Raw genomic sequence first — 16622 nt, 5'->3', positions numbered from 1 at the left:
GTGTGTTCCGGTCGGATGTGGCTCAGCCGGCGCGCAGATACCGAGGCGCCGGTGGCTCGGACGCCGCCGAGTCCTTCCCCAGTGTCGCCGACAACCACGTGTCGTACGACTCCTGCCAGCCGTGCGCTCGGTAGTCCATCAGAACGCGATTGACCCGGCGTACGAGATCGGAGGCGTTCTTCTTCATCGCCACGCCGTAGTACTCGGTCGTGAACGCCTTGCCCTTGAGCTCGACGGTCGGATCTTGGGCGGCCTGGCTGGCGGCGAGGGCGCCGTCGGTCACCACCGCGTCCACCTCGCCGAGTTGCAGCCGGACCAGGCAGTCCAACTGGTTCGGGACGGTGGTGGAGATGTCGGTGGAGGCGGGCAGACGGCCGGACTTCCGGTCGGCCGTCAGCTTGATGAACGCGGTCGAACCGGTCGCCGTGCAGATCTTCTTGTGCGCGAGCGAGTCGTCGTAGCCGGTGATACGGGACGACTTGGGTGCGAGTACCTGCTGCCCGGTCTTGAAGTAGGGGGCGGAGAAGGCCACTTGCGTCAGACGGTTGCAGGTGATGGTCATGGTCCGCACGACCATGTCCACCCGGCCGTTCTGGATCGCCGGGATGCGCTGGCTGGTGGGAATGGCCTTGAACTGAACGGCATCCGGGTCACCGAGGATGTCCTGTGCTATTCGGTGCACCAGGTCGATGTCGAAGCCCTCCAACTGTGCGCCCTCGGTGTTGGGGTTGCGGTAGCCCCAGCGGTAGCTGTTCTGGTCGATACCGACGACCAGTTTGCGCTTGGCGCCCGTCCGGGCCTTGATGGCGTCGATCGTGGGGCCGTCCGCGCCGGAGGGCGGCAGGGTCTGCTCCTGGGCCTGGGACTCCGTGCAGTCGCCGGCGCGGGCCTGGCTGCCGGTGGCCACCCGCTGTCCGGCACGGACTGGCCGGTGTGCTGCCTGGGTGCACGGCAGCAGCAGGGCGAACGCCATCGCCAGCGCGCACAGCACCGCCATCGCACCGACCCCGCCCCAGCCCCGCAGGGAGGTTCGGGTACGTGCCGCGAACATCGACGCACCCCCTGTCACCGGTACTCCGAGAGTCTGCGCCCGATGCCTGCCACGGCGCCGGCCGCACCCAGCAGCGCGAGGCCGGCCGCGCCCTGTGACAGCCCGGTCATGGCGCTCCGCCCGCTGCCGGCGGCTCGCTGGAACTCGGTCTGCTCGTGGCCGATGGCCCGGGCGAGGTTGGCATCGACGCTGTCGAAGCACTCACCGGTCGCACCCTTCGTCCCGATCACCTTGTCCAGCGCCTGCTGGTAGTTGCCGTTCTCGTCCTCGGAACGGGCCGAGGCGTGGCGCTGCTTCCACACCGCCATATTGCCCTGGGCCGCCTTCACCGGCGTGCTGCCCGCCGGGTCGTCGGCGAGCGTCTCCGCCTCGGTGAGTCCCTTGCCGAGCACGGCCATGTCCTTGTCGAAGGCGTAGTAGTAGGCGTCGTACGTCTCCCCGCCGACCGTGATGGTCTGGGCACCGCGCGACACCAGGCTCAGGTTCTCGTTGCCGCGCGCCTTGAGGGAGGCGATCCTGGCGTCGTGCAGGACGCCCAGTGAGCGGATGCCGTGGTCGTAGGAGCGGTTGAGGTCCGCGCGGGCGACCGCGTGCCCCACCACCAGCCACAGCAGGACGACCGTGGTGGCGGCGGTACCGGTGACCAGGCCGTGGTTGAGGACGCGGTTGGTGCGTCGGTAGGTGCGGTGTTGGGCCCAGCCCAACGCGGCGAGTGCGAGCAGCCCGAGCGCGATGGCGGCCCACGGATAGGGCGTGGTATCCGCGTAGTCGGCGTCGAGCCGCTGGTTCTCCGTCGTGTAGAGGTCCTCCGCCGCCGGGAGCATCTCGTACTGCATCTTCTCGTTGGCGTACCGCAGATAGGCGCCGCCCACCGGATAGCCCTGCCGGTTGTACGTCCGGGCCCGCTCGATCAGGCCCTTGTACTCGGGCAGCAACCGGTTCAGCTTGGCGATGGTCGCCTCGGAGGCCGAGCCGGGCTCGGCGTTGGCGGCGGCGGTCACCAGTCCTCCGGCGGCGCTGCGGATGTCCTTCTCGTACCGGTCCCGGGAGGCGGCGGTTTCTTGGCCGCCCGCCAGGAACCCGCTGGACGCCGTCGTGTTGGCGTCCGCTAGGGCGCGGTAGATCCCGGCGGCCCCGGAGCTGAGTGGCTGGCTCCGGTGCAGCACGTCGTCGGCGGCGGCCGCCCGTTCGCTGGTCTGCCAGGCCGTCACGGCCCCGAACACGAGGACCAGCAGGGCGAGTAGGGCCCCGATGATCCGCAACCGCCCCGGCTCGGTGGTCGCGGCGGCCCGCACCCGCTCGGCGCCCTCGGCGAAGGCGCTGCGGCGGTCGGGCGACCCGACGGCGGCGACCAGGGGGGCCGACGGGCCGGGTTGGACGGGAAGTTGGGGGGCGGCGGGCACGGCGGCGCCGGTCGGCGGCGTTGCCGCGCTGCTCTTCGGCGGGTGTGTCACTCGACCTCCCCCAGGGTCATCCGTTCGCCGCCAAGTATCACCGCACGGAGTGACATCCGCACTGGCCTTCACTGGATCTTGATCGGATCGCAGTGTGCCCGACGGTACGCGCCGTCCGGCACACCACCCCCTGCCGATGAACACGCGGGTCAGGGCACGCCGGTTCCCCGGCTCGGCGTGTGCATGTCCTGGCCCGGGGAAACCGCGTTGTCGTGGCGGTGGGTCTCGCCGGTGCGCTTGCCGCAGGCGAGGCCGGTGCCCCCGTGGACGAACCGGTGCCCCTGTGGATGAAGGTGCCCCGCCGGCCCGTGCGGGACGGACCCGGGCGCCCTCCCGGTGCTGCGGACGAACCCACCCATCTGGGGCAGCAGCCCTTGCCGGGCAGACGTCCGGGGGAAGGGCCCCGTCAGGTACCGGCGCCGTGGTGTTCGACCGGCACGTTCGCCCAGTGCTCCTTCGCCCAGTGCTCCCGTACCCGTCCCTGTGCCTGCGCCCCCGCTCCCAGCCGGTCCAGGCCAAGCAGCACCGCCCCCAGCACCGGGTGCGCCGTGACCACACGGACGTCGGCCTCGGGGGCGCGGACGGACAGCAGATCCCGGATGCGGTCCTCCAGGGGGAGATGACCGGCCGTCAGGACGCCTCCGCCGAGCAGGACGGGCGTCTCCTCGTCCAGCAGGTCCAGCCGGGTCAGCGCCACCGTGGCCAGTACCGCCACCTCCTCGGCCAACCGGGAGACGATCGAGCGGGCCACCGGGTCACCGTCCGCCGCCGTCGCGAAGAGGACCGGTGTCAGCTCGTGGCGGCGGTCGTGCTCGATGCGTTCCAGGTGCAGGGCCTCGATGAGGGCGTACATGGTCGGCAGGCCGAAGTGGGCGGGCAGAGTGTGGGACAGGGCTGTCGGCGCGCCCCTGCCGTCCGCCGCTCGCGCCGCGTACCAGAGGGCCTCCTCTGCCAGGCCCCAGCCTCCGCCCCAGTCGCCGGAGATCCGGCCGACGGCCGGGAAGCGGGCGGTGCGGCCGTCGGGGCGCAACCCGACGCAGTTGATGCCCGCGCCGCAGACGACCGCGACCCCCCGGGGCTCGGCGACTCCCGCGCGCAGCACCGCGAAGGTGTCGTTGCGGACCTCCACCGACGTGCCCCACGCGCGCGCCCGCAGCGCGGCGGTCAGTTGCTCCTCCTCCACCGGGAGGTCGGCGTTGGCCAGGCAGGCCGAGACGTGACCGACCGACGTCAGACCTGCCTCGGTGAACGCCCGCGCGACCGGTTCGGCCAGCGTGTCCAGGGCCGCCGGCATACCCACCGCGGGCGGACGGAAGCCACCGCCGCGTGCCGTGGCGAGCACCTCTCCGGCGCCGGTGACCACGGCCACGTCGGTCTTGCTGTTGCCCGCGTCGATGGCGAGAACACTCGCGGTGTCAGGTGCGGTCAGGCCCACGCCAGGTGCTCCCGGTTGTGTGCGATCAGTTCGTTGGTGAGTGTTTCGGCGTACGCGTACTGGCCGATGAGGGGATGGGCGAGCAGGGCGCGGAAGACGCGGTCCCGGCCGCCCCTTAGGGACGCTTCCAGGGCCAGCTCCTCGTACGCCGCCACGTTCGAGATCAGCCCCGAGAAGAGGGGCTTAAGGGCCGGTACCGGCAGTGGCACGGGACCCGAGGGGCCGACCGCCGCCTGCACCTCGATCACCGCGTCGTCGGGGAGGAAGGGGAGCGTGCCCCGGTTGAGCGTGTTCACGACCTGGTAGGGGCTCCCCTGTCCGCCCAGCAGAGCCGCGGCCAGGTCGACGGCCGCCTCCGAGTAGTAGGCGCCGCCTCGCTTGGCCAGCAGTGCCGGCTTCGCGTCCAGGGAGGGGTCGCCATACAGCTTCAGTAGTTCGCGCTCCATGGCGGCCACCTCGGCGGCCCGGGAGGGCTTGGTGCGCAGTTCCCGCACCACCTCGTCGTGCGCGTAGTAATAACGCAGGTAGTAGGAGGGAACCACGCCGAGGCGGTCCAGGAGGGGGCGGGGCAGGTGCAGGTCGGCGGCGATCGCGTCACCGTGCCGGGCGAGCAGTCCGGGCAGTGCGTCCGTACCCTCCGGGCCGCCCAGCCGCACACCGGTCTCCCAGGTCAGGTGGTTGAGGCCCACGTGGTCGAGGTGGACCTCGCGCGGTTCGGTGCCCAGCATCGTCGCGAAGGTGCGCTGGAAGCCGATCGCCACGTTGCACAGGCCGACCGCGCGGTGCCCGGCCTGGACCAGGGCGCGGGTGACGATGCCGACCGGGTTGGTGAAGTCGATGATCCAGGCGCGGGGGTTGGTGCGGCGCACGCGTTCGGCAATGTCCATGACCACTGGAACCGTGCGTAGCGCCTTGGCGAGGCCGCCCGCGCCGGTCGTCTCCTGGCCCACGCAGCCGCAGTCCAGGGGCCACGTCTCGTCCTGCTGGCGGGCAGCCTGTCCACCGACGCGCAGTTGGAGCAGGACGGCGTCGGCGCCGTCGACCCCCGCGTCCAGGTCGGCGGTCGTGACGATCCGGCCGTCGTGTCCCTGTTTGGCGAAGATGCGGCGGGCCAGGCCGCCGACCAGCTCCAGGCGCTCGGCAGCCGGGTCCACCAGGACGAGTTCCTCGATGGGCAGGGTGTCCCTGAGGCGTGCGAAGCCGTCGATGAGTTCGGGGGTGTAGGTCGAGCCACCGCCGACCACGGTGAGTTTCATACGGGGTTAGCCCTTCACTCCGGTGAGCGTGACACCCTCGACGAACGCCTTCTGGGCGAAGAAGAACACGAGGATCACGGGGGCCATGACCAGCACGGTCGCGGCCATGGTGAGGTTCCAGTCGGTGTGGTGGGCGCCTTTGAAGGACTCCAGGCCGTAGCTCAGGGTCCAGGCACCGGGGTTCTCGGACGCGTAGATCTGGGGGCCGAAGTAGTCGTTCCAGGCGTAGAAGAACTGGAAGAGGGCCACGGCGGAGAGGCCCGGTTTCGCCATGGGGAGGACGACCCGCACAAGGGTGCGCAGGTCGCCGCAACCGTCCACCCGTGCCGCGTCCAGGTACTCGTTCGGGATGGTCATCAGGAACTGGCGCAGCAGGAAGATGGAGAACGCGTCGCCGAACGCCATCGGGATGATCAGCGGCCACAGGGTGCCGGACAGATCCAGCTGCTTCGCCCAGAACAGGTACATCGGGATGATGACCACCTGCGGGGGCAGCATCATCATCGAGATCACCAGCATGAGGGACAGACTGCGGCCCCGGAAACGGAACTTGGCGAGCGCGTACGCCACCGGGACCGAGGACGTCACGGTCAGGACGGTGCCGAGGCCGGCGTAGACCAGCGTGTTCCGCCACCAGGTCAGGAAGCCGGGTGTGTCGAAGACCTTCCGGTAGTTGCCCCACTCCCAGGTGTGGGGGACCAGGTCCTTGCTGAGTGCCTGGCTGTCGCTCATCAGCGAGGTCAGGAGCACGAACACGAACGGGAGCGTGAAGAACAGCGCGGCGGCGACCCCGAGGGAGTGCACGGCGATCCACTCCAACAGGGCACGGCGGCGGGCCGTGCTTTCGGCGCCGGACACAGGGAGCGTCGGCTTCACCGGTTTGTCCAGTGCGTGGGCCACGGTCAGTCACCTGCCTGGATCAGGCCGCCCCGGCGCCGCATCAGCAGTGCGGTGAACGCCATCGACAGGGCGAAGAGCACCAGGGCCACCACGCAGGCGGACCCGTAGTCGAAGCGCTGGAAACCGAGGTTGTAGACGAGCTGCGGGAGGGTGAGCGTGGACTTGTCCGGATAGCCCGGTTCGAACTGGGTGCCCGCGCCCTGGATCACGCCCGAGGCGACCTTCCCCGCGATCAGCGGCTGCGTGTAGTACTGCATGGTCTGGATCACGCCGGTGACCACGGCGAACATCACGATCGGGGAGATGTTGGGGAGCGTGACGTACCTGAAGCGCTGCCAGGCCGACGCACCGTCCAGCTCCGCCGCCTCGTACTGCTCCGCCGGTACGTCGAGCAGCGCGGCCATGAAGATCACCATCAAGTCGCCGACCCCCCACAGTGCCAGCAGGGTCAGGGCGGGCTTGGACCAGGCGGGGTCGTTGAACCAGCCCGGTGCCGGGACGCCCGCCTTCTCCAGGATCGAGTTGACCGGTCCCGTACCGGGGTTGAGCAGGAACGCGAAGGCCATGGTTGCCGCGACCGGCGGGGCCAGGTACGGCAGGTAGAACAGGGTGCGGAAGACCCCCGTACCGGTCTTGATCTTGGTGATGAGCAGGCCGGTGCCGAGCCCGAAGAGCACCCGGAGGGTCACCATCACCACGACCAGCCACAGCGTGTTGCGCAGTGCGGGCCAGAAGAGCGGGTAGTGCTCGAAGACGTAGGCCCAGTTCTTCCCGCCGCTCCACCGCGGCGGCTGGAAACCGTCATAGTGCATGAAGGAGAAGTAGACCGTCGAGATCAGCGGGTATGCGAAGAAGATCGCGAAACCGAGCAGCCAGGGCGACATGAAGGCAGCCGTACGAAGCGCCGCGCGCCGGCGCTTCGATGCCAGAGTTGCTGTTGCCATGGGCTACTTCGCCTGCGCGATGTCCGTGTCGATCTGTGCAGCCGTCTTTCTCAGCCCGGCTTTCAGATCGGTGACTTTGCCACTCTCGTAGTCGTATCCGAACTGCTGGATCGTCACCAGGTACACGCCGCCGTTGACGGAAGCGGGGGTCGTGGTGGAGTTTGGGTTGGCGGCGATGTCCAGGAACGTCTTGAACCGTCGGTCGTACGTGAGCCTCGGCGACTTCAACGCGGCCAGGGTTGAGGGGATGTTGTGGATGTCGTTGGCGAAGCCGACCACCGCGTCCGTGTCCGTGGTGATGTACCTCAGGAATTCCCACGCCGCGTTCTGCTTGTGGCTGGTGGCGGCGATGCCCGCGATGGTGCCGGTGATGTAGCCCTTGCCGTACTGCGAGATCTGGTCGTCGGGTACGGGCAGCGGGGCGACCCCGATCTCGAACGTCGGCTTGGCCTCCTCGGCCATGGCGAGCCGCCACTCGCCATCCATCTGCATGGCCACTTGGCCGGTGTGGAAGGGGTGTTTGGGACCCCACTCGTCGCCGAGCGTCGCCCGGAACTTCTCCAGCTTCTGGAATCCACCGAGTTCGTTCACGAGTCTCTTCTGGAGCTCGAATCCCTTTTCGAAGACGGGGTCCGAGGCCAGATTCGACTTGCCGTTCTTGTCGAAGTACGTGGGTGAGAACTGCGCGAAGTAGTGTTCCGTGGTGGACTCCCAGCCGTGGTAGTCCGGCATGAAGCCCAGCTGTCTGTACCCGTCTTTCCGGGGGATGGTCAACTTCTTGGCGTCGGCCTCGAATTCTGACCATGTCTTCGGTGGGTTCCTGATGCCGGCTCCGGCGAACGCGGTTTTGTTGTAGTAGAGCCCGTACGCGTCACCGAGCAGTGGAACCGTGCAGCGGTCCGAGCCGAACTGAGTGTATTCATTCATCGCCTTCGGGAACGTCTTCGCGGGGTCGATTCCGGATTTCTTGAAGAAGGGGTTGAGATCCACCAGGGCGCCCGAGGAGCAGAACGTGCCGACGTTGTTGGTGGTGAAGGAGGAGATGACGTCGGGGGCCTTGTCCCCGCCCGCCCGCAGCGCCTGATTGATCTTGTCGTCGGTCATGTCGCCGACGATGTTCACATGGATGTGGGGGTGGGACTTCTCGAAGCCGGAGACCAGCGACTTGACCGCCTTGACTTCGTTCGGCGCGCTCCAGGCGTGCCAGAAGTTGATCGTCGTGTCCTTCGACGGGTCGTCGGCGGCGCCGGTGTCGGACTGCCCAGTGCAGGCGGTGGTGAGTAGAACGGCGGACACAGTTAGGGCGAAAGCTGCTTTTCGGGCAATTTTGGGTATGGCTGTGGGCATGGCCAGGTCTCCCAGGGGCGGGCTGCGGGGCAACAGGGGTGGGCTACGGGGGTGGGGAGGGAGTGGAGAGAGCGCGGGGAGGCGCGAGGGCGGGGCGGCGTTCAGCGCGAGGTGTCGAAGACCTCGTCGCGGGTGGCGGCGAGCGCGGACTCCAACGCGCCACGCAGCACGGGGCGTTCGCGGATGTCACCGACGGCCAGTCGGGGGCGGGGTGCGGCCAGCTCCGCCAGTTCGGCCTGGACGAGGGTGCGCAGCTCCTCGCCGCCGGCCGTCAGTGCGGATCCGCTGAGGACGACGAGCTCGGGGTCGAGGACGGAGACGAGTGAGGCGAGACCGGTGGCGAGCCGGGTCGCGTAGGCCTGCAGCAGCTTCCGGTAGGGGCCGTTCGTGTGATGGGCGGCGCGGGCGACGAGTTCCGTGGCGGCTTCGGTGTAGGGCCCCGCCGGCACGTCCTCGACGCCGAGTTCGCGGGCCAGTTCCGGCAGGATCTGAGTACCGGCCAGTTCTTGGTAGCCGCCACTGTTGGCCTTGGTCACCTGGCGTACCAGGGGTGTGCCCGGCACGGGCAGGAAGCCGACCTCGCCGGCTCCACCGGTCCAGCCGCGGTGCAGTCGGCCACCGAGGACCAGGGCGGCGCCGAGCCCTTCCTGGTTCCAGAGCAGGACGAAGTCCGTGTGGCCGCGGGCCGCACCGAGCCGCTGTTCGGCGACGGCGACGAGATTGACGTCGTTCTCGTACTCGACCGGCATGGGCAGCGCCGCCGCGAGTTCGTCGAGCAGGGTCGGCGAGTGCCAGCCGGGCAAGTGGGAGGCGTAGCGCAGGCGGCCGGTGTTGGGGTCGAAGGCGCCGGGGGTGGCGATGACCAGCCGGTGTACGTCGGAGCGGGACAATCCCGCAGCTTTCGCGGCGCCGTCGAGGGCATCGGTGACCTGCTGGACCACGGGTTGTGCCGGGTGTCGGCCGGGGGTGGGCAGTTCGTACTCGCCGACCGTGCGACCGGTGACGTCGGCCACGGCGGCGTGGATGCGGCTCGGGGAGACGTCCAGTCCGGCGGCGTGGGCTGCAGCGGGGTTGACCGCGTACAGCTGGGCGTTGGGGCCTGGGCGGCCCTCGCTGGTACCGGTCACCCGCACGAGCCCGGCCGCTTCCAGGCGGGCCAGCAGTTGGGAGGCCGTCGGCTTGGACAGGCCGGTGAGCTTACCGATCCGGGTGCGTGACAGCGGGCCGTGCTCCAGCAGGAGGTCCAGGGCGGCACGGTCGTTCATGGCGCGCAGGACGCGCGGGGTGCCCGGCGTGCCCGGCGTGCCGGCGGTTCCTGCCATGGGGTTCGACACCTGCCCTTCCAGCCGCCCGGCTTCTCAGTATCACTGAAGAGCGCCGTTGAGCACTGTTAGGAAACTTTCCTGTTCGGGTGGGAGGAACCTAAGCCCAGGGCGAACGGGGCGTCAAGAGACGACGCCGCCGAGATGGCGGAGTCGTTGCCTCGCCGGTTGTGCCGCCGGGTGCGTACGGGACGTGCGCTTCTCCCGTGGGCGAAGCCGGCCCGGATCCCGTCACGGATGTGGTTGCCGCTGGTCATCCGGCCATACCGGGGATGGTGCTGCGCGGGGCGCGGGGCGCGGGGCGCGGGGACCGGGACGGCCCTGCCCCGGCTCCCGCACCCGTGCCGTGACGGATGCGGCGCCCGGTCGTGGCGCTCCGGTCCCGCCGACACCGGGCTGGGCCCCGTGGACCCCCGCCCGTGCAGTTCCGGCGGGACGGCGGACACCGGCGGCCCCTCGGCACGGAAGCGGGACCTTCCCACCCGGCCGGTGTGCCGGACTGCCGCGCTACTCTCCCGGCGGAGCGGGGCGCGGGGGCGTCACCGGTGCCGTCGACGTCGTCTCGGGGGAATCCCCGTCGGCGTGGACCGAAGGGGCCCCCATCGCCGCCGAGTCGGCGGCCTCCCCCTGGTCCGCCACGGCCGTCGCCCCGCCCACGACCCGCACCCCGGCCGCGTCGAACGCCCGCTTGATCCGCCAGCGCAGTTCCCGCTCGACCGTGGTGTCCTTGCCCGGCATCGTCTTGGCGGACACCCGGACCACCATGGAGTCCGGAAGGACGCTGTCCAGGCCCAGCACCTCGACCGGGCCCCACAGAAGCTCGCTCCAGGGCTCTTCCTTGCCCATGCGCTCGGCGACCGCGTCCAGCGTCTCCTTGGCCCCGTCCAGATCCTCGTCGCCCTTGAGCGTGACATCCACGCTGGCCGTGGCCCAGCCCTGCGAGAGGTTGGCGACCCGCTTGACCTCGCCGTTGCGGAGATACCAGATGGCACCGTTGGGCCCGCGCAGCTTGGTCACGCGCAGTCCGACCTCGATCACCTCGCCGGTGGCCACGCCGGCGTCGATCACATCACCGACGCCGTACTGGTCCTCAAGGATCATGAACACCCCGGAGAGGAAGTCCGTGACCAGGTTGCGGGCGCCGAAACCGATCGCCACGCCCGCGACGCCGGCGGAGGCCAGCAGCGGTGCCAGATCGATCTGGAACGTGGCGAGCACCATCAGTGCGGCCGTGCCCAGGATGAGGAAGCTGGCCACCGACCGCAGCACCGAGCCGATCGCCGCCGCGCGCTGCCGGCGCCGCTCGGCATTGACCAGCAGCCCGCCCAGCCCGCTGCCGTTACCCGTCTGCGGTGAGCGGTTCATCCTGTCGATCAGCTGGGTGATCGCGCGCCGCACCGTCGCTCTGAGCGCGATCGCGATCACCAGGATCAGCAGGATCTGCAGCCCCATCGCGAGCCACGTCGTCCAGTTCTGCTCGACCCAGCTTGCCGCGTTCGTCGCGCTGTCCTGGGCGTCCTGGAGGGACGGTACGACCGGCTCCGTAGACTCCGAGGGAGACGGTGACGCTGACGCACCGGCGGCCATCAGCAGGGCGGACGAGGACGACACGGCAGGTACCTCCAAGGTGCTGCACGGTCCGCACCGGTGGGTGGTCGAGGTCACGAAAAGGTCACCGGACGGACACGGACACCACACTAACGGGGCATGGCGTGTGCCCTGCGCGGATCCGCGCAGGACGGGCGCAGGAGAGACACGACTCACGTCGGCTTGAACCGTGCCCCACCCAGGGCATCCCTCACCTGTGGTCGAAAACACTCCCAGCCCGTTACCGGGACATGGTGGCGCATGGACCAGGCATGAGGGGAGACTGACTGCAGATCGTCCCGGCGCGAGCCACGCGCCGCCGACGCCCAAGGAGGCACCCGTGCCGCACGTCCTGGTCCTCAACGCGTCGTACGAGCCGCTCGGCGTCGTACCGCTCCGCCGCGCGCTCGTCCTCGTCCTGGAGAACAAGGCCGTCTCCCTCGAGGAATCCGGCGCCTATATGCACAGCGCGACCGTCACAGTCCCCGCACCCAGCGTGGTCCGGCTCAAGCGATTCGTCCGGGTCCCCTACCGGGGGCCCGTTCCTCTCACCCGTCGGGCGCTGTTCGCCCGCGACGGGGGCCGGTGCATGTACTGCGGTGGCGTCGCAACCAGCGTCGACCACGTCATCCCGCGCAGTCGCGGGGGCAAGCACGTCTGGGACAATGTGGTGGCCTCCTGTCGCCGCTGCAACCACGTCAAGGCCGACCGCCACCTCGTCGAACTGGGCTGGCGACTGCGGCACAAGCCCGCCCCGCCCACCGGACTGGCCTGGCGCATCATCGGGACCGGCCATAGGGACCCGCGCTGGTTGCCCTACTTGCAGCCGTACGGCGCGGATGACGCCCTGGCCCGGATCGACGGCATCTCCGCCTGACGATCCGGGCCTTCGCACACCCGGGAGCCACCCCCGTGGGTCCCCGGGCACGTCCCGCGGCAGGCCTGCCCGATCAGCCGCGGGGCCCTTCAGGGCGCGCGCCACACACCGCGTACAGGGCGGTGCCGAGCGCGAACAGCGACAGCGCCGCGGCCCAGGCGCCGGTCTGCGCACCTGGCTGCACCGGCCACGCCCACACCGTGACGCCACGCCCGCGCGCCGCCGAGGAGGCCAGGTACACGGCACTCACATAGCCGAAGGCGGGCAGCCAGCTCAGCCGGGCGCCCAGCAGCACGGCCGCCGTCGCGCTGAAGCCGGTACAGCCCAGCGTGTTGCGGATCACCGCGGGGGGCCCGAAGGTTTCCGCGTGCCCGAGCACCGCGAGCGTCAGTGACGCCGCCGCCAGTGCGGTCAGTGCCCCCAGGTGCACCAGCCGCCGCGGCCACCACGGTCGTACGGCCGTGCGGTCCAGTTCCTCCGAGTCGCCGTGCAGACCCGCCCCAATCACCGCCGAGGCCAGCAGCGGGGCCAGCGCGACGATCGGCACGCGGCGGAAGGGGTCCAGATAGCCGTCCAGCTGACCGGCGGCCCACACCGCGAAGCCCGCGGTGCCGATCAGTGCGGTGAGGGTGAGGGGAACAGCGCGGGAACGCGCGTACAACAGCGGTCCGGTCACAGTGACGGCACCCCCGCGGGGCCACAACGGCCCGCCGTCGCGAAGTACGCGGACAGCCATCTGCGGCGCTCCTCCTCACCCAGGCCGGCCAGCCGGGCCCTGGCCGCGCGGCGCCGGCGCAGTTCGGCGCGCTGTTCCGCGCCGCCCCGTCCGTCCGCCCGGTCGAAGGCGGCCTGCAGCGGGTTGGGCGCCAGATAGTCGGCCACCGCATCGTCGGCCCTGACCCTCCGTGGGTCCGGGTCGTCACAGTCGTGCCGCTGCAGCGCCATCACAGCCTCCCACGCGTACTGCTTCGGATCGGTCAGCCGCCCTCGTACGACCGACCAGCCGAACGGCGTCAGCATCGGCAGCTGGACCTCGCCGGCACGCGGGTCGCTGCCCCGGTCCACCCAGCGGGTGGGCAGGTTGTGCACGCCCCTGAGCTTGCCCGTGATCCCCGACAAGGCGTCCCTGACCTGCGGCAGCATGCCCGGGTAACGAGCGCTGACACAGACCGCAGGGGTGGTGGAGGTGTCACAGACCTGCCGCTCGGCGATCGTGTCCACGCGCCACAGCCCCGCTCCGGCCTGCCCAAGCAGCACGCCCGCCGCCGCGGCGGCGGCCAGCGGCACCAGGGCCGTCACCCGGCGCCGGGCTGTGTGCGCCAGTACCGCGGCCACAGCGAGCCCGCCCGTCCACCCGGCCATCGCGACCGGCTGCCACCACACCGGCCGCAGCACCGCCAGGGCCTGGAAGGCGGGGTCGAGGCGGACACCCGGACCCGAGTCGCCGGTCCCGGCCACTCCCAGCCCCACGTACCCGGCCATCGCCAGCAGGGGGGCGGCCAGCCGCGTGGGCGCGATCCGTCCCACCACATGGCCGGCCACCGCAGCCGCCAGCATGGTCACCGTGTCCTCCGGCAGCAGGGCCAGGTGGGGCCGGTCGCCCTGGGAGAACGGCCAGGTGGCCACCATGGCCAGAGCCACTGCGCACAGATAGCCGGCAGCTCCCCAGAACGCGACCGGCAAGGCCGAGGCCAGAAACCGGGCGAGCGGAGACCGGACCGCAGAACCCCACAGCTCCTCTGTGCAGCGCCGCCGCTCCCGCCCGCCCTGCCAGCAGCCAGCGGCGGCGGCCAGTGGCACGGTGATCAGCAGGGCGTTGTGCGCCTCCGCGGCGGTCTCCGCCCAGTCGCCCTGCCAGCGGGTGGAGACGCCGGTCAGCATCGCGCCCAGGGTCAGCAAGATTGCGCCCCCGGCCCAGGGAGCGAAACCGCGCACGGCCTCGGCGCGCAACGGGTGCGGCGCCCGGACGGATTCCTCCGGTCCGGCGGTCACGGCCTTCGGTCCGACCACGTCGGTCATCGCACGCCCTCCCGCACACCCGCGGCACGGTGCGCCCGCAGGGCGGTCGTGTAGCCGCGTTCGATCGGGTGGTCGCCCGGGCCGTCGGAGGCCTCCCCGAGCAGGGTGAGCTGCTCCGGGGTGCCCCGGTAGGCGATCCGCCCCGCGTCCAGCAGGGTGACCTCCGTACAGGCGGCGGCCACGTCCTCCACCAGATGGGTGGAGACCACCACCGTCGTCGTGCCGCCCAGCTCGCGCAGCAGCTCACGGAACGCGACGCGCTGTTCCGGGTCGAGCCCGGCCGTCGGCTCGTCCAGCAGCAGTACGCCGGGATCGTTGACGATGGCCTGTGCGATGCCGACGCGGCGCACCATCCCGCCGGACAGCGTCCGGACCTTCGCGTCGATGCGGTCCCCGAGACCCACCCGGGCCACGGCCCGTTCCACGGCGGCCGGGATCCGCGCGGCGGGCAGCTCCTTCAGCCAGGCCACGTACGCCACGAACTCCCGCACGGTGAACCCCGGGTAGTGGCCGAACTGCTGCGGCAGATAGCCGAGCCGGCGCCGGACTTCGGCCCGTCCGCGGCGGTCCGAGATCTCCTCGCCGAGCATCTCCACCCGCCCGGACTCTGGTCGCGCCACCGTGGCGAGCACGCGGATCAGGGAGGTCTTACCCGCCCCGTTCGGCCCGAGTAACCCGTGCACACCAGTGCCGAGGACCAGATCGGTGGAGTCGAGGGCGAGGGTCTTGCGGTGCCGGACCCGCAGTCCGGTCACACGTATCGCAATCAAGGTCTCTCCAGGAGGGTGCGCCGCCGGTGGAGACACCGGAACCGGCGGCTGTACGGAAAGCCGGGAGGGTGGGACGTCGGCACGTCCGTCACTGGTCGAGCGGGCGGTCGAAGGCCGCCCGGCGGACAGCCAGCAGGGCGGCGCTCAGGACGGCTGCCGCCGCCCACGCGCTCTGGGCGCCGACGCCGTCGAGGCAACGGGAGAGCTGCCCGGCCAGCCGAGCCGTGCTCGCGCCAGCGGGCGACGTGGGCACCGGGGCCAGCACCGCGCACAGCCAGCCGCCTCCCGTCAGCCAGGCCGCCGTCCGGCAGCCGAGGAAGGAGGCCAGGGCCAGCGAGCCCAGCGTCAGCGCCAGCCCGGGGAGCAGCCAGGCTGCGGCGGCCGGGGCACCGGAGGCGGGCAGCAACAGGCCGGTGAGGGTCAGCAGCGGCAGGCTCACCGCGAGAACGGCGACCGTACGGGTCAGTGCGAGCCGTAGCCCACCACCCGGGGTGGACGCGGCGATCTCGTGCAACGGGTCGGCGTGCGGACCGTAGGACAGCGTGACCCCGGCCACCGGTACGACCGGCGCGACCGCCAGCAGCAGCGCACGCGCGCCGGGGAACCCGGTGCCGTACGCCAGCCCCAGCGCGCCGCCGGCCACCACCAGGACGGCGGGCAGCCAGGCCCCGCGCACGGCGGGCCCGGCCGCCCACAGCAGGCGAGCGAGCCGCGATGCCACCGGAGCTTTCGGACGTGCCGGTCGCGAGGGCGGCGTCGCCGCTGGTGCCGGTGGCAGGCGGGGCGGCTCCGGCGCGGCTGCCAGTACCGCCTTCCGTGCCTGGGCGAGCACCGCCCCGGCCGTCGTGCCGTGTACCGCCTCCGACACCCGGGACGCACAGCCCGCGCAGCTCTCCACGTGCTTCTCCAGGGACCACGCCTCCGTCTCCGGCAGCACCCCCCCGGCATAGCGGGCGGCCAGGTCGGCGGAGACGTGCCAGCTGCGCGCGTTGCCGTTCGTCATGCTGTGCCTCCCAGCGGGATCGGGGGCAACTGAGCCAGTGCCGCCCGTAGTTCGGCCCGGGCGCGTCGGGCCCGGGATTTGACCGTGCCCTCGGGTATGCCGAGCAGCAGGGCCGCCTCACGGGTACTCAGCCCGTCCACCACGGTCGCCCGCAGCACCTCGCGCAGCTCGGGGGAGATCCGGTCGAGGGCGGTGCCGACGTCGCCGTACTCCAGTCCGGCCAGCACCCGGTCCTCCGCGGACGGCGCGGTGCCGGACCCGTACCCCCCGGGCGAATCCGGTTCCAGTGGCGACCCGGTGAACCGGGCGACCCGCTCCTGAGCCCGCTGGGCGTCGACCAGGCGGCGCGCAGCGATCGTCCACAGCCAGCCGCCGGCCTCCTGCCCGCGGTGCCCGTCCGCCGACCGCCACACCGTGACGAACGTGTCCTGCAGCACCTCGCGCACCATCTCCGGGTCGGCGCAGCGCCGCGTCAGCCGGGCGTGCAGCCAACCCGCGTGCCGGTCGTACAGGGTGCCCATCGCGGCCGTGTCCCCCGAGGCCACGGCCCGCAACAGCACCCCGTCCTGGTCGGCGCCGCCGGCCTTCTCCTCCTGGCCCCCCATGGGGCGGAACAGTCTCACACCCTCTCTATCGGTCAGCGGGCCAGAGCCGGAT

Annotated in this window: 15 protein-coding genes; 1 reads left to right on the top strand and 14 read right to left on the bottom strand. The window is 71.2% G+C overall.

Going from position 1 to position 16622, the window contains the following annotated elements; genetic code table 11:
* Nucleotides 1–22: 22 nt before the first annotated feature.
* The 9 genes from LK06_RS10145 to LK06_RS10105 all read right to left on the bottom strand — a co-directional run bounded on the left by LK06_RS10145 (nt 23) and on the right by LK06_RS10105 (nt 11296).
* Complete coding sequence (locus LK06_RS10145; protein WP_039649630.1) at nt 23–1051, bottom strand: glutamate ABC transporter substrate-binding protein; 1029 nt, start codon at nt 1049–1051, stop codon at nt 23–25.
* 14 nt (nt 1052–1065) lie between these two features.
* Nucleotides 1066–2505: a hypothetical protein gene (locus LK06_RS10140; RefSeq protein WP_174673843.1), complete on the bottom strand. Its 1440-nt coding sequence runs from the start codon at nt 2503–2505 to the stop codon at nt 1066–1068.
* Between the two features lie 406 nt (nt 2506–2911).
* Nucleotides 2912–3940, bottom strand: a complete 1029-nt coding sequence (locus tag LK06_RS10135) for an N-acetylglucosamine kinase (RefSeq protein WP_052318884.1) — start codon at nt 3938–3940, stop codon at nt 2912–2914.
* Entirely contained in the window at nt 3931–5196 is a 1266-nt protein-coding gene (locus LK06_RS10130) for a 6-phospho-beta-glucosidase (protein WP_043408038.1), read from the bottom strand. Before LK06_RS10130 ends, LK06_RS10135 begins: the two co-directional genes overlap by 10 nt.
* 6 nt (nt 5197–5202) lie before the next feature.
* Nucleotides 5203–6096 carry a carbohydrate ABC transporter permease gene (locus LK06_RS10125; protein ID WP_039649626.1) on the bottom strand — a complete coding sequence of 298 codons (894 nt, stop codon included), beginning with the start codon at nt 6094–6096 and terminating at the stop codon, nt 5203–5205.
* 2 nt (nt 6097–6098) lie between these two features.
* Nucleotides 6099–7040, bottom strand: coding sequence for a carbohydrate ABC transporter permease (locus LK06_RS10120; protein WP_039649624.1), 942 nt, complete (start codon nt 7038–7040; stop codon nt 6099–6101).
* Nucleotides 7041–7043: 3 nt separating this feature from the next.
* Nucleotides 7044–8387, bottom strand: coding sequence for an extracellular solute-binding protein (locus tag LK06_RS10115; RefSeq protein ID WP_052269755.1), 1344 nt, complete (start codon nt 8385–8387; stop codon nt 7044–7046).
* Nucleotides 8388–8488: 101 nt separating this feature from the next.
* Nucleotides 8489–9709 carry an ROK family transcriptional regulator gene (locus tag LK06_RS10110; protein WP_039649622.1) on the bottom strand — a complete coding sequence of 407 codons (1221 nt, stop codon included), beginning with the start codon at nt 9707–9709 and terminating at the stop codon, nt 8489–8491.
* A gap of 507 nt (nt 9710–10216) precedes the next feature.
* Nucleotides 10217–11296, bottom strand: a complete 1080-nt coding sequence (locus tag LK06_RS10105) for a mechanosensitive ion channel family protein (protein ID WP_174673984.1) — start codon at nt 11294–11296, stop codon at nt 10217–10219.
* 340 nt (nt 11297–11636) lie between these two features.
* Between LK06_RS10105 and LK06_RS10100 the strand changes: the two genes are divergently transcribed.
* Nucleotides 11637–12173, top strand: a complete 537-nt coding sequence (locus tag LK06_RS10100) for an HNH endonuclease (protein ID WP_039649619.1) — start codon at nt 11637–11639, stop codon at nt 12171–12173.
* 73 nt (nt 12174–12246) lie between these two features.
* Here the strand turns inward: LK06_RS10100 and LK06_RS10095 are convergent, their stop codons facing one another.
* The 5 genes from LK06_RS10095 to LK06_RS10075 all read right to left on the bottom strand — a co-directional run bounded on the left by LK06_RS10095 (nt 12247) and on the right by LK06_RS10075 (nt 16570).
* A complete protein-coding gene (locus LK06_RS10095) occupies nt 12247–12849 on the bottom strand; it encodes a hypothetical protein (RefSeq protein ID WP_039649756.1) in 603 nt (200 codons plus the stop codon).
* Entirely contained in the window at nt 12846–14192 is a 1347-nt protein-coding gene (locus LK06_RS10090; RefSeq protein ID WP_052269754.1) for a hypothetical protein, read from the bottom strand. Before LK06_RS10090 ends, LK06_RS10095 begins: the two co-directional genes overlap by 4 nt.
* Nucleotides 14189–14947 (bottom strand): ABC transporter ATP-binding protein, encoded by a 759-nt coding sequence (locus LK06_RS10085; protein WP_039649617.1) that lies wholly within the window; start codon nt 14945–14947, stop codon nt 14189–14191. The genes LK06_RS10090 and LK06_RS10085 overlap by 4 nt, the downstream gene beginning before the upstream one ends.
* Nucleotides 14948–15050: 103 nt before the next feature.
* Complete coding sequence (locus LK06_RS10080) at nt 15051–15965, bottom strand: hypothetical protein (protein ID WP_043433054.1); 915 nt, start codon at nt 15963–15965, stop codon at nt 15051–15053.
* Nucleotides 15962–16570 (bottom strand): RNA polymerase sigma factor, encoded by a 609-nt coding sequence (locus LK06_RS10075; protein ID WP_039649613.1) that lies wholly within the window; start codon nt 16568–16570, stop codon nt 15962–15964. Before LK06_RS10075 ends, LK06_RS10080 begins: the two co-directional genes overlap by 4 nt.
* Between the last annotated feature and the right edge of the window lie 52 nt (nt 16571–16622).

Origin of the sequence: Streptomyces pluripotens (genome assembly GCF_000802245.2) — a bacterium.
In the GTDB taxonomy this organism is placed as follows: Bacteria; Actinomycetota; Actinomycetes; order Streptomycetales; family Streptomycetaceae; genus Streptomyces; species Streptomyces pluripotens.
The sequence above is the reverse complement of the archived record's forward strand: the minus strand, read 5'-3'. Positions and strand labels throughout refer to the sequence as shown.